14 protein-coding genes are annotated in these 11969 nt (G+C 71.2%); 5 read left to right on the forward strand and 9 right to left on the reverse strand.

What is annotated here, in order from left to right; all coding sequences use genetic code 11:
- Window positions 1-194: 194 nt before the first annotated feature.
- From QMG73_RS34615 to QMG73_RS34630, 4 genes are all read left to right on the forward strand, one after another.
- Entirely contained in the window at window positions 195-1172 is a 978-nt protein-coding gene (locus QMG73_RS34615) for a LacI family DNA-binding transcriptional regulator (protein WP_281902968.1), read from the forward strand.
- Between the two features lie 46 nt (window positions 1173-1218).
- Window positions 1219-2058 carry a GNAT family N-acetyltransferase gene (locus tag QMG73_RS34620; protein WP_281902865.1) on the forward strand — a complete coding sequence of 280 codons (840 nt, stop codon included), beginning with the start codon at window positions 1219-1221 and terminating at the stop codon, window positions 2056-2058.
- A 29-nt stretch (window positions 2059-2087) separates the two neighbouring features.
- Window positions 2088-3578, forward strand: a complete 1491-nt coding sequence (locus tag QMG73_RS34625) for an FAD-dependent oxidoreductase (protein WP_281902867.1) — start codon at window positions 2088-2090, stop codon at window positions 3576-3578.
- An 89-nt stretch (window positions 3579-3667) separates the two neighbouring features.
- The gene (locus QMG73_RS34630; protein ID WP_281902869.1) at window positions 3668-4228 is read left to right on the forward strand and encodes a hypothetical protein; all 561 of its coding nucleotides are present in this window, start codon (window positions 3668-3670) and stop codon (window positions 4226-4228) included.
- Here QMG73_RS34630 and QMG73_RS34635 read toward each other — a convergent pair.
- Complete coding sequence (locus QMG73_RS34635; protein ID WP_281902871.1) at window positions 4203-5207, reverse strand: CPBP family intramembrane glutamic endopeptidase; 1005 nt, start codon at window positions 5205-5207, stop codon at window positions 4203-4205. The genes QMG73_RS34630 and QMG73_RS34635 overlap by 26 nt on opposite strands.
- A gap of 221 nt (window positions 5208-5428) precedes the next feature.
- On the opposite strand from QMG73_RS34635, the gene QMG73_RS34640 reads away from it, so the two are divergent.
- Window positions 5429-5794, forward strand: coding sequence for a YiaA/YiaB family inner membrane protein (locus QMG73_RS34640; protein ID WP_281902873.1), 366 nt, complete (start codon window positions 5429-5431; stop codon window positions 5792-5794).
- Between the two features lie 66 nt (window positions 5795-5860).
- On the opposite strand, the gene QMG73_RS34645 is transcribed toward QMG73_RS34640, so the two are convergent.
- Genes QMG73_RS34645 through QMG73_RS34680 form a run of 8 tightly spaced genes read right to left on the reverse strand, consistent with a single transcriptional unit; the run spans window position 5861 to window position 11877 of the window.
- Window positions 5861-6661, reverse strand: coding sequence for an IclR family transcriptional regulator domain-containing protein (locus tag QMG73_RS34645; protein ID WP_281902875.1), 801 nt, complete (start codon window positions 6659-6661; stop codon window positions 5861-5863).
- Entirely contained in the window at window positions 6658-7035 is a 378-nt protein-coding gene (pcaC, locus tag QMG73_RS34650) for a 4-carboxymuconolactone decarboxylase (RefSeq protein ID WP_281902877.1), read from the reverse strand. Before pcaC ends, QMG73_RS34645 begins: the two co-directional genes overlap by 4 nt.
- A complete protein-coding gene (gene pcaD / locus QMG73_RS34655) occupies window positions 7028-7795 on the reverse strand; it encodes a 3-oxoadipate enol-lactonase (protein ID WP_281902879.1) in 768 nt (255 codons plus the stop codon). The genes pcaC and pcaD overlap by 8 nt, the downstream gene beginning before the upstream one ends.
- A complete protein-coding gene (gene pcaB / locus QMG73_RS34660) occupies window positions 7792-9045 on the reverse strand; it encodes a 3-carboxy-cis,cis-muconate cycloisomerase (protein WP_281902881.1) in 1254 nt (417 codons plus the stop codon). The genes pcaD and pcaB overlap by 4 nt, the downstream gene beginning before the upstream one ends.
- Complete coding sequence (pcaG, locus tag QMG73_RS34665) at window positions 9038-9586, reverse strand: protocatechuate 3,4-dioxygenase subunit alpha (RefSeq protein WP_281902883.1); 549 nt, start codon at window positions 9584-9586, stop codon at window positions 9038-9040. The genes pcaB and pcaG overlap by 8 nt, the downstream gene beginning before the upstream one ends.
- Window positions 9583-10281 carry a protocatechuate 3,4-dioxygenase subunit beta gene (pcaH, locus tag QMG73_RS34670; RefSeq protein WP_281902884.1) on the reverse strand — a complete coding sequence of 233 codons (699 nt, stop codon included), beginning with the start codon at window positions 10279-10281 and terminating at the stop codon, window positions 9583-9585. The genes pcaG and pcaH overlap by 4 nt, the downstream gene beginning before the upstream one ends.
- A gap of 10 nt (window positions 10282-10291) precedes the next feature.
- Entirely contained in the window at window positions 10292-11047 is a 756-nt protein-coding gene (locus QMG73_RS34675; protein WP_281902885.1) for a CoA-transferase subunit beta, read from the reverse strand.
- Complete coding sequence (locus QMG73_RS34680; protein ID WP_281902886.1) at window positions 11044-11877, reverse strand: CoA transferase subunit A; 834 nt, start codon at window positions 11875-11877, stop codon at window positions 11044-11046. The genes QMG73_RS34675 and QMG73_RS34680 overlap by 4 nt, the downstream gene beginning before the upstream one ends.
- Window positions 11878-11969 lie beyond the last annotated feature (92 nt).

Consider the following 11969-nt stretch of genomic DNA (forward strand, 5'->3'; position numbering starts at 1 on the left):
GTAGCGGTTCGTAACTTCTTCATGTGAGCGCTCACAGTCAGGTGACGAGGAGTTACGTACGAAACACTGCCGACACACTGTGAGCGCTTACAATGACACCTGTCAAGGTGTCCCTACGCTCCGGAGCGGTCAAAGTCGTGACGGACAATAAGCAGGTGCCAAACCACTCGCGATCGCACCGCGCCCGGCCGACCATGGACGACGTGGCCGCCGTCGCAGGCGTGTCCCGCGGCACCGTGTCCCGCGCGCTCAACGGCGGGCACAACGTCAGCGGGCCGGCCCTGGAGGCGGTGCAGCGGGCGATCCGCAAGACGGGGTACGTGGTCAACCAGCACGCCCGCAGCCTGGTGACCCAGCGGTCCGACTCGGTGGCGTTCATCCTTTCCGAGCCGCAGGACCGCCTCTTCGAAGACCCCAACTTCAACGTGCTGCTGCGCGGCTGCACGCGGGCGCTCGCCGACCACGACATCACCCTGCTGCTGACCATCGCCGGCACCGAAGAAGACCGCAAGCGGGTCGGGCGGTACGTGACGGCCGGTCACGTCGACGGCGCGCTGCTGGTCTCCGACCACGCGGGCAGCCCGCTGCTGCGGGAGCTGAAGGGCCGAGGGCTGCCGGTGGTCACCTGCGGGCGGCCGCTGGGGCACGAGCGCGAGATCTCGTACGTGGCCGCCGATGACCGCGACGGCGCGCGGCAGATGGTCTCCTACCTGCGGTCACGCGGGCACCGGACGATCGCCACGATCACGGGGCCGCTCGACACGTCGGGTGGCGTCGACCGGCTCGCCGGATACCACGACGTGCTCGGCGAGGGCGACCGCCGGCTGGTGGTCAGCGGCGACTACACCCAGGCGTCCGGTGAGGCCGCGATGGAGCGGCTGCTGGCGCAGGCGCCCGACATCGACGCGGTGTTCGTCTGCTCCGATCTCATGGCCGCCGGCGCGATCGCCGCGCTGCGGCGGGCCGGCAAGCGGGTGCCCGAGGATGTGGCGGTCGGCGGCTTCGACGATTCCAAAGTGGCCTTGTCCTCGACACCCCCGCTTACCACGATCCGGCACCCGTTGGGCCGGATCAGCGGCGAGATGGTGCGCCTGTTGCTCGGCCACATCGCCGGCGAGCCGCCCGCGGCGGTCATACTCCCGACCGAACTGGTCGTGCGCGGCTCCGCGTGATCGCAAGGCGATGCTCTCTGGGCTCTGATCTGGCAGGCTGGTAGATGTGCTGACGATGCCCGTGCGCCAGCTCGGCGAAGCCGAGCGGGGAGCGGTCGAGAGGATCCTCGACCACGACCCCATCGGTGGCGCGCAGGTGGCTGAGCGGGTCGCCACGCACGGCCTGTCGTGGTGGCGCGCCGACGGGCGGATCTACGGGTACGGGTCCCGCCGCCACCTGGAGTCGCTGTGCTGGTTCGGCGGTCACCTGACGCCGGTACTGGCCAGCCCGTCAGCGGTGGCCGCCTTCGCTGACATGATCCTCGGCGAAGAGCGGGGCTGCTCGTCGATCGTCGGGCGCGCCGACGCGGTGCTCGGCCTGTGGGAGCGACTCGTTCCGTACTGGGGTGCCGCGCGCGACGTCCGGCCGCACCAGCCGCTGCTCGTCGCGGACGCCCCGCCCGCCGTGTCAGCCGACCCCGGTGTGCGCCTCGTCCGCCCCGACGAGATCGACCTGCTGTTTCCGGCGGCTGTGGCGATGTACACCGAAGAGGTCGGCGTCTCACCGATGGGCGACGACCGCGGCCGGGGGTACCGCCGAAGGATCAACGAGCTGGTGCGGTCGCGCCGCGCGTACGCCCGGGTGTTGAACGGCGAGGTGGTCTTCAAGGCCGAGCTGGCCGTCGTCACCCGGCACACCGCGCAGGTCCAGGGCGTCTGGGTGGCGCCGCACTGGCGCGGGCGCGGGCTGGCGGCGGCGGCCATGGCGGCGGTGGTCCGCGACTCGCTGCGGCGGGTGGCGCCGACGGTCAGCCTGTACGTCAACGGTCACAACGAGCGGGCCCGACGCGTGTACGCCCGCTGCGGGTTCCGCCCCGCGGGCGAGTTCGCGACGATCCTGTTCTGATCGGGCCTCCCCGGGGTACATAACCGGGCATGAAGCTTCCGGAGCCCAGGTCGTACTGGCTCGCGAGCGCTTCGCCCGAGGTGCCTCCGCCGGTCACCGGCCTCCCCGACGTCGACGTCGCGGTGCTCGGCGGCGGGATCGCCGGCATCACGACGGCGTACCTGCTCAAGCGCGCCGGCCGCACGGTGGCCCTACTGGAGGCGCGCCGGCTGCTCGGCGGCGTCACCGGGCACACCACGGCCAAGGTCAGCGCCCAGCACGGCGCGATCTACGCGAAGCTGAAGGGGCGGTTCGGGGCCGGCACGGCGGCCGGGTACGCGGCGGGGCAGCTCGCCGCGCTCGACTGGATCCGCTCCGAGTCGGCCGTTCTCGACGTCGACTGCGATCTGTCCATCCAGGACAGTTACGTCTACGCGGAGGGATCCGGACACCGCGACGAGCTCAAACGGGAGGCGGAGGCCGCCGCCGAGGCGGGACTGCGCGCCGAGTACGTCGACGACGTCGACCTGCCGTATCCGGTGGCCGGCGCCGTGGCGGTGCGCGGGCAGGCGCAGTTCCATCCGGTGCGCTGGCTGGCCGCGCTCGCCGCCGAGATCCCCGGCGACGGCAGCTACATCGTCGAGGGCGCGCGTGCTCTGGACGTAAGCGGCGGCGTGGTGGCCACCGAGCTCGGGCGGCTGCGGGCCCGCGACGTGGTGGTGGCGACGCACACGCCGTTCCTGGACCGCGGCTTCTTCTTCGCCCGGATGGCGCCGGTGCGCGACCTCGTCGTGGCCGGTACGCCAGTCGACGGCCTGGTCCCCGACGGCATGTACCTGTCGATGGACACCCACCACTCCGTGCGGGCTGCCGGCTCCCTGGTGATCGTCCTGGGCGAGCACCACCGCACCGGTACCGCCTCGGACGCGCTCGCCCGGCACGAGTCGCTGGGGCGCTGGGCGGTCGGCCGCTTCGGCCTGGGCGGCATCGAGTACCGCTGGTCGGCACAGGACAACACCACGGTCGACGGGCTGCCGTTCATCGGGCGGTACCCGTTCGGCGGCGATCATCTGTGGGTCGCCACCGGGTTCGGGCAGTGGGGCATGACCAACGGCACGCTGGCCGGCCTGCTCATCAGCGATCTGATCATGGGTGTCGACAACCCGTGGGCGCGGATCTACGACCCGGGGCGGCTCTCGGTGCGGCAGTCGGCCGTCGACTTCGCCCGTGACAACGCGGAGGTGGCCGCCCACTTCGTCGGTGATCGGGTGCGGGCGGTGATCGCCGGTGACCCATCGCGGTTGAAGCCGGGTGAGGCGGGCGTCTTCCGCCAGGGCATGCGGCTCGTGGCGGCCCGCCGTGACGAGGCGGGCGCGCTGGTCACGCTCTCGGCGCGCTGCACCCACCTGGGCTGCGTGGTGCGGTACAACGACGACGAGAACTCCTGGGACTGCCCCTGCCACGGCTCCCGGTTCGACCTCGACGGCACCGTACTGGGCGGCCCGGCGGTCCGACCGCTGTCTCAGGATTCGGGAGAATGACACGCGTTTTCAGAAAGCCCACGCGCGCCTCGTAATCGCCTAACTACGCTTTGTAACGACCGACTGCGATGCAGGTTACGGCCAGTGGGGTGAGCACCGCGATGGGGCGGATCGTCAAGCAAGTCTCTGAGGGCACCACGAAGTACTACTGGTATCCGGGCGACAAGAAGGAGTGGATCCGCGCCGCAGTCGCTGTCGGCGTAGGCGGAGCCGCGTTCGGATTGTTGATGCTTTTGACCCGGAGCCTCCTGGTGGCCACCGTCGTGGGCACCTCCGCCACCGCAGTGGTGGCCGGGCTCAACTTCGGCAGGCGCGACGCTCGGGCGCTCGCCGGCTTTCCCGATCTCGGTGACCGGGCAGCCCGGCGCGCCGCGGTGGGACACGCCGGCAAGGCTGTCTGGCGGGCGCTCGCTCACGGGTTCGGCGGTGCCGCCGCGGCGGTACTCATCTTGAACCTGCCGCACCGCGGCATCGTGGCCGACTGGATCCTGCCGATCGTGCCCGCCATCGTGGGGGCGCTCGCGCACCAGCTCGGCATGCTCTGGGAGCAGTTGAGCGCGTCGACATCGACTCCCGGCCCGGCCTCGACACCGCCCGCGGAGGCGGCTTCCGCGGCTGACGCGCCTAAGGAGCCGGCTCTTCAAGGCTGACGACCGGCTCCGGCTGCGCCGGATGGAGCGGCGGTGCGTGCCACACCGGCGGATGCGGCGGTGCCGGCCGCGGCCACGGCGACGGATCGGGTACGACGTCAGCCAGCCCGCGACGCCTGGCGAGCACCAGCACCACCGCCGCGAACCCGCACACGACCACCATGTCCAGGGCGGCCAGGTAACCGGGCGCGTCGGCCAGCGTCTCGTCGGTGTCGAGGTCACCGAGGGCGGCCGCGACCAGAAACGCGACGAGGTTCGTGAGCACGTGCAGGGCGATGCCGGCCTCCAAGCCGCCGGTGCGTACCGTCAGCCAACCCGTCGCAGCGCCGAACACGGCCAGCGCGGCGAAGCCCCACGGCGTACCCCAACCGTGTGCCGCGCCGAACAGCACAGCCTGCACCGCGATCGGCACCCACGGCCCCCGCAGGTACGCCCCGACCGCCTGCAGCAGCCACCCTCGGAAGAGAAACTCCTCGGCACTGGCCTGCAACGGCACGAGCAGCACGAGCATCACCGTGGCGAGCAGGAACTCCGGCCACCCCACCCACGTCGCCGCCGCGGGCGCCACATCGTCGCCGATCACCGAGCCCAGACCGATCAGCACAAGTACGAAGATCAGCGCCACCCACGCGCACGTGCCCAACCACCGCCACCGCAGCCGGCCGGTCACCGACACCAGCGTCCCCGCCGGCCGGCGCTGTATGAGCCACGCCGCCATGAGCAGCAGCGGCGTAAAAATGGCCAGACTCAGCAACAGCCCGGCCGTGCCGGCGATCGGCCCGACGTCAGGCAAGCCGTCCGCGGTCTTCGGCAGCCGCCCCAACTCCGTGACCACGACCACCACGCAGCCAGCCGCCGTGAGAACGAAGATGTAGGCCGCGAGAACCGCCACCGTGCCGAGGATCGGACGCCACCAGCGGTGCCGGTCGGTGCGAGCCAGTCGGTGGTAAGGCGTGCCGGGCGGCGGCGGGCTCGTCATGAGCATCCACACTACGTACCGATGGGGGCGCTCTCGCGCCCCCTGTCGCCCACCGTCGCAGCCCCTTGGCAGTACGTCGGCGAGGACTTTCGCATCGGCTGCCGCTCTCTTGCGGTTAGTTACCCATCTTTCAGCTTGGGTACTCAGGGAACGTCCGCCAGGTGGCTGACATTCCTGAGCCCGCACCCCCATGACTGGCGTACACCGTTGCCGCACGCTGTGTGTATGACCGTTCCAATCCAACGCAAGACACCACCGCGTTCTTCGTCCAGGCTGGACTGTCGTTCGCCGCCTCGATGGTCGCGGTCGGCGTCGGCATCGCGTACCTGCCGATCGGACCGTGGATCCGCGCGTTCCTGGCGATCGGCGTACTTTACGTCGTCACGTCCGCGTTCACGCTGGCCAACCTAACCCCCACCCGTCGCGCCCGCGCCGCGCCGGTCTGTGGCGGGTCCGCGGCCCTCGCGGGCGTTGGGGCGAAAACGCCGAACTTGCGGCCTCCGGTCGCCCGTGATGCCGCAACTTCAGCGTTTTTGCTGCCTCGCGCCGACGGCGCGAGGCCCGGCCGCGCAGCGGCGGGTTCGTGATCAGGGCGTCCCTCAAGTCGCTAGAGCGACTTGAGGGACGCCCTGATCACGGAGGGGGAGTGGGGTCTAGGCGCCGGTGCGGTGGGATCGGGGGGAGGCTATGTGGAGGTCGGCGTTGATCTGGGCGACCGTGGCCAACAGGTGGGGGAGGAGGTCGCGGCGGATGGATTCGACCGAGTTGCGGCTGGCGTGTACGGAGATGTTGGCGGCCGCCACAACGGCTCCGGTGCGGTCGCGGATCGGTGCCGCCACCGAGCGCAGCCCCTCTTCCAACTCCTGATCCACGATCGCGTACCCCTGCGCCCGCACCCGTCGCAGCTCGGCCCGCAAGCCGTCGGTCGTCGTGATCGTGCGCGCGGTCAGCCGGTTGAGCTTCGCCCGGCTCAAGTATGAGTCCATCTGCTCGTCGGTGAGGTGGGAGAGCAGTACGCGCCCCATCGACGTGGCGTGTGCGGGGAAGCGGGTGCCCACGTTGATCGCCACGGTCATGATGCGCGAGGTGGGCACCCGAGCCACGTACACCACGTCGTCGCCGTCGAGTACGCAGACCGACGACGATTCGCGTACCTGTGCCACCAGCCGCTCCAGATGCGGCTCGGCGACTTCGGGCAGCGAGATGCTCGACAGGTACGCGTAGCCGAGCTCCAGCACGCGCGGGGTCAGGCTGAACAGCCGCCCATCCGTGCGCACGTATCCCAGGTCGGCGAGGGTGAGCAGGAAGCGCCGCGCGGCGGCCCGGGTCAGGTCGCAGATGCGCGCCACCTCGCTGAGTGTCAGCTCAGGGTGGTTGGCGTCGAACGCCCGGATCACCGCGAGGCCGCGCTCCAACGACTGTACAAAGTGGGCCTCGCGCCCCGGCTCGGTCATCGTTCCCCCTCGGCGAGCACCCGCTGCGCTATCGCCAATGCGCTGTTCGCCGCCGGCACACCAGCGTAGATGGCCGTGTGCAGCAACACCTCGCCGATCTCGTCAGCCGTCAGGCCGTTTCGGAGCGCCGCCCGGACGTGCATGGCCAGCTCTTCGTCGCAGCGCAGCGCGGCCAGCACGGCGAGGGTGACGCAACTGCGGGTGCGCCGGTCGAGGCCGTCGCGGCCCCAGACGGCGCCCCAGGCGTACCGGGTGATGAGGTCCTGGAACGGTGCGGTCAGCTCGGTGGTGTTGGCGATGGCCCGGTCGACGTGCGCGTCGCCGAGTACCGCACGCCGCACCGCCATGCCTTCGTCGTACGCCGGGTCAGCCATCGAGATGCTCCATGATCAGTGCGGTTACCGTGTCGGCCTGCTCCACGTTGGCGAGGTGTGCGGCGTGCGGCACGATCGCCATGCGGGCCCCGGGGATGGCGGCGGCGATGCTGGCGCCGTGCGTGGGCGGGGTGGCCGGGTCGTCGGCACCGGCGATCACCAGGGTGGCGGCGCGCACGGTGGGCAGGATGCCCGTGAGGTCCATGTGCTCTATTACGCCGCAGCAGCCCGCGTACCCCTCGGCCGGCGTCGCGGCGATCATGTCGCGCAGGTCGCGCGCCAGCCCCGGGTTGCGAGCCGCGTACTCCGGCGTCAGCCACCGCGCCACGACCGTGTCGGCCAGCGCGGCGACGCCCTGCTCGCGGACGGTTCGTGCCCGCTCGGCCCACATCTCCGGGGGGCCGAGCCGCGCCGACGTGCAGCACAGCACCAGCCGGTCGATCCGGTCAGGGGCGTACGCGCCGAGCCACATGCCGGTCATGCCGCCGAGCGAGACGCCGCAGAAGTGCGCCTTGGACACGCCGAGGCGGTCGAGCAGCGCGATCACGTCGTGGCCGAGGTCGGCGATCGTGTACGGCCCCGGCGGCACCGGCGACTCACCGTGCCCCCGCGTGTCGAACCGCACGACGCGGAAGCGCGAGCTGAGCCGCGCGGCCTGCGCGTCCCAGATCCGCAGGGTGCTTCCCAACGAGCCGCCGAGCACGAGTACCGGCGCCTCGGCGGGCCCTTCGACGATGTAGTGCACGTCGACAGCGTTCACAGCGTCTCCCGGGACGAGTGGTGGCGGATAGCAGTGTCCACAAGGGATCCTGCATAGCCTGTGTCGAGGGACAGGTCCACCTCCGGAAAGGCGTCCGCCAGGTACTGGCCGGACGCCAGTGTGGCGCGGACCTTGTCGTGGGCCGCATCCACGCCGAGGGAGGGGGCGAGAGTCGCGGCTACGCGTTCGGCCATCATGGCGTCGCCGGTGAGGGAGAGGTTGGCGCGCATGCGATCGGGGTCGACGCGCAGGTTGGTGAGGCATTCGCGGAGCCAGTACGCGGCTGATCCGGTGCTCAGGAGCAGTGTGCGAAGTGGACGCCACTCGGCGTGCCAGCCGCCAGCCGCGCGCTGGTGTTCCTGGGCCATCGCGCCAAGCAGCGTGGCGACCAGGCCGGGTGCCTGCGCCGCGCACGCGCTGGCCGATACGGCGGCGACCGGGTTGCGCTTGTGCGGCATCGCGGACGAGCCACCCGGCCGGCCCTCGCTGACCTCGCCGACCTCGGTCTGTGCATAGAGGACGATGTCTCGGGCCGCCTTGCCGACCACACCGGCGGCGGTGCCCAGCGCACCGGCCAGGTCGGCGACGCGGGTGCGATCGGTGTGCCACGGCAGTATCGGCTCGGTGAGTCCCAACTCAGCGGCCAACCTGCCCACAGTGGACGGTGCGAGGGCCGACAGTGTGCCGGCGGCGCCGCCGAGCTGAGCGGCCAGCCGGTGCGAGCGCACTTCGGCGAGGCGGTCGATCGCCTGGTCGAGTGCGGTGAGCCAGCCGGCCGCCACCAGGCCGAACGTCGTGGGCAACGCCTGCTGCAGCAGCGTGCGTGCGGCCACCGGGGTGGCGCGGTGCGCCTCGGCGAGCCGGGCCGCTGCCTCGGCGGCGCCCATCAGGTCGTCGAGGAGCGGGCCGAGCGCCCGGTGCGCGACCAGCATCGCGGCCGAGTCGAGGATGTCCTGGCTGGTCGCTCCCTTGTGGACGTATTCGGCGGCGGCCAGCGAGACGGCGGAACGCAGTGCGCGTACCAAGGGAATCACCGGATTGCCGGCTCCCGCCGCCGCGGCGCCGAGCTCGGCGATGTCGAATCGTTCGGCGCGGCACGCACCGGAGATCTCCGCGGCGACATCGGCCGGTGCGTCGCAGGCCCGCGCGAGCGCGGCCTCGACGTCGAGCATGGCCTGGAGCCAGGCCGCGTCGGCGACCGTCTCGCGGACCGCACCGGCCGCGAGCACACCGCCGAACAGCTCAGACATCGAAAAAGACGGTCTCTCGCTCGCCCTGGAGGCGGATGTCGAAGCGGTATCCCTCGTCGTCCGGCACGGCTATCAGGGTCGCACGCCGGTCGTCGGGCACCGTGAGCAGCACCGGGTCGGCGGCGTTCGCGTCGGCGTGGTCGGCGAAGTAGATGCGCGTGACCACCCGGTGCAGGAGGCCGCGGGCCAGCACCGACACGTCGATGTGCGGCGCCTGCGGCGCTCCGCCGGGCCCGGGAACGGACCCCGGCTTGAGGGTGCGGATCGCGTACCGGCCGGTGTCGTCGGTGGGACACCGCCCAAAACCCCGAAACCCGGAAACCGCGCCACGCGGGTCGTCGGGGTGGTCGAAGCGCCCATCCGGGTCGGCCTGCCAGGTTTCGACCAGGGCATCGGGTACTGGTTCACCCGCGCCATCGGTCACGACGCCGTGCACCCAGAACCCGTTCGGATCGGCGTCCAGTACCACGAACGGTCCATCGGGCCACGGGAGCCCGATCGAGAGGAACGGTCCCACGGTCTGCGACGGCGTCTCACTCATGCGTGCGCGTCCTCCATCGGCGTCTGCTCCCGCCCGCGGAGCACGATGTCGAACTCGAACGCCAGCGCCCACGCCTCGACGCTGTTGGTCAGGTCGAAGCGCGAGACCAGCCGGGAGCGAGCCGCCTCGGGCACCGAGTTGAAGACCGGGTCGTGGGGGAAGAGCGGGTCGTCCGGGAAGTACATCTGCGTGACGAGGCGCTGCGTGAACGCCCGGCCGAACAGCGAGAAGTGGATGTGCGCGGGCCGCCAGGCGTTGTAGTGGTTGCCCCACGGGTACGCGCCGGGCTTGATGGTGACGAACCGGTACCGGCCCGTCGAGTCGGTCAGCGCCCGGCCCACTCCCGTGAAGTACGGGTCGAGCGGGGTGTCGTGCTGGTCCCACTTGTGCAGGTACCGCCCGCCGGCGTTCGCCTGCCACAACTCGACGAGCGTGTCGGGTACCGGCCGGCCGTCGCTGTCGCGCACCTGGCCGTGCACGATGATGCGCTGCCCGGTGGCCTCGCCGTCGGGGTGCTTGGTCAGGTCGGCGTCGGCGGCGCTGACCCGGCCCTCGCCCAGCAGCGGCCCGGTGATCTCGGTGAGCGTGTGCGGCAGCAGGATGGGGGCCTGGCTCGGCGCGCGCAGCACCGTGGACTTGTATCCAGGAGAGAGCAACGGCGGATGCGTTGCACCGTCATCGCGTCGGTAACCCATGTTGCCCCCTCTAGGGTCCAGCTTGCCGGTTCAGGTCGCGCAGTGCGGCCAACTCTGCCGCTGTCGGCTCGGGCGTCGTGCTCAGGGTGCCGGCCACGGCGAGCGGCCAGCCGGTCGCGGCGGTCGCCTGAGCCGGGGCGACGCCGGGGTGCACCTGGGTCAGGGTCAGCTCGGCGGTCTCCGGGTCGGGCTCCATGATGCCCAGGTCGGTGATGACCAGGGCGGGCCCGCGACCGGTGAGGCCGAGCCGGGCCCGGTCGCCGGGGCCCGAGCCGTACCCGACCGAGGTGACGAAGTCGACCCGCTCGACGAATGCGCGCGGGCTCTGCTTGACGACGACGATCACCTCGCGGCAGGACGCGGCGATCTCGGGGGCTCCGCCTGCGCCGGGGAGCCGCACCCGAGGGGATCGGTAGTCGTCGCCGATGACCGTCGTGTTGATGTTGCCGTACCGGTCGATCTGCGCCGCTCCCAGGAAGCCGACGTCGATCCGGCCGGGCTGGAGCCAGTAGTTGAAGATCTCCGGCACCGAGACGACCGTGTCGGCGGTTTCGGCCAGTACTCCATCGCCGATGGAAAGGGGCAGCGTGCCCGGTTTCGCTCCGATCGTGCCGGACTCGTAGATCAGTACCAGGTCAGGCGCGTGCGTGCGGCGCGCGAGGTTCGCGGCGGTACTCGGCCGGCCGATGCCGACGAAGCAGCGCGCGCCATCGCGCAGCGCCCGCGCGGCGGCGATGGTCATCATCTCGTCCGCGCTCCAGCTCACGCTTGGTCTCCGAGGATCGCGCGGACCTCGCGCATGACTGTGCTGGTGAGCCAGTCGCCGAAGGCGTCGCGGTCGCGGCTGATGGCGTCCCACGCCTGGTAGTAGTCGTTGTCGCGTTCGCTGTAGCCCATCGCGTACGACGGGTGGGCGCCGCCGGGCACCTCGGCGACGTAGGTGATCGCCCAGTGCGGCAGGATCACCGCGCCCGGCCGGGGGTCGAGGTGGTCGACGATCTCCTCGACGGTGACCAGCGAGCGCTTCGAGGCCAGCACGACCTCCTTGTGTACGCCGGTGATGCCCCACATCTGCACGTTGCCGGCCCGGTCGGCGCGCTGGGCGTGCACGATGCCGACGTCCGGATTGAGGGCGGGCACCGCGGTGAGCACCTCGCCGGTGAACGGGCACGTGATCGGCTTGATGTTGGGCGTCTGCGCCACGAGATCGGTGCCGACGTATCCGCGCAGTACCGCGAATGGCAGCCCGGCGGCACCGGCGACGTACCGGTTGGCCATGCCGGCGTGGCTGTGCTCCTCGATCTCCAGCGGCACCGGCCACCCGTTCTGCACGGCGTCGCGGAACCGGTGCAGCGAGCCGACACCGGGGTTGCCCGCCCACGAGAAGACCAGCTTGCGCGCGCAGCCGGCGCCGATCATCTGGTCGTACACGATGTCGGGCGTCATCCTCACGAGAGTGAGGTCGCGCCGGCCCTGCCGGATGATCTCCTGCCCGGCCGCGACGGGGATGAGATGGGTGAAGCCCTCCAGGGCCACGGTCGCACCGTCGAAGGCCAGGTCGGCGATCGCATCCCGCAGCGAGGTTATCTCCCCCATGCGACCATCCCTTTGTGCGTGTGTAGAACATCGGTTCGCTAGGCGAACCGTACGTCTGCGGGCTCGACGCTGTCAAAGGTCTCCATTGACGT

Origin of the sequence: Phytohabitans aurantiacus (assembly GCF_027923225.1) — a bacterium.
Classification (GTDB): domain Bacteria; phylum Actinomycetota; class Actinomycetes; order Mycobacteriales; family Micromonosporaceae; genus Phytohabitans; species Phytohabitans aurantiacus.

What these genes read in the sequence shown, in the direction of transcription:
- QMG73_RS34615 (WP_281902968.1), top strand. Translation starts at nt 195, where the DNA reads ATGGACGACGTGGCCGCCGTCGCAGGCGTGTCCCGCGGCACCGTGTCC.
- pcaG (WP_281902883.1), bottom strand. Translation starts at nt 9,586, where the DNA reads ATGAGTGAGACGCCGTCGCAGACCGTGGGACCGTTCCTCTCGATCGGG.
- QMG73_RS34635 (WP_281902871.1), bottom strand. Translation starts at nt 5,207, where the DNA reads ATGACGAGCCCGCCGCCGCCCGGCACGCCTTACCACCGACTGGCTCGC.
- QMG73_RS34645 (WP_281902875.1), bottom strand. Translation starts at nt 6,661, where the DNA reads ATGACCGAGCCGGGGCGCGAGGCCCACTTTGTACAGTCGTTGGAGCGC.
- pcaH (WP_281902884.1), bottom strand. Translation starts at nt 10,281, where the DNA reads ATGGGTTACCGACGCGATGACGGTGCAACGCATCCGCCGTTGCTCTCT.
- QMG73_RS34625 (WP_281902867.1), top strand. Translation starts at nt 2,088, where the DNA reads ATGAAGCTTCCGGAGCCCAGGTCGTACTGGCTCGCGAGCGCTTCGCCC.
- pcaC (WP_281902877.1), bottom strand. Translation starts at nt 7,035, where the DNA reads ATGGCTGACCCGGCGTACGACGAAGGCATGGCGGTGCGGCGTGCGGTA.
- QMG73_RS34680 (WP_281902886.1), bottom strand. Translation starts at nt 11,877, where the DNA reads ATGGGGGAGATAACCTCGCTGCGGGATGCGATCGCCGACCTGGCCTTC.
- pcaB (WP_281902881.1), bottom strand. Translation starts at nt 9,045, where the DNA reads ATGTCTGAGCTGTTCGGCGGTGTGCTCGCGGCCGGTGCGGTCCGCGAG.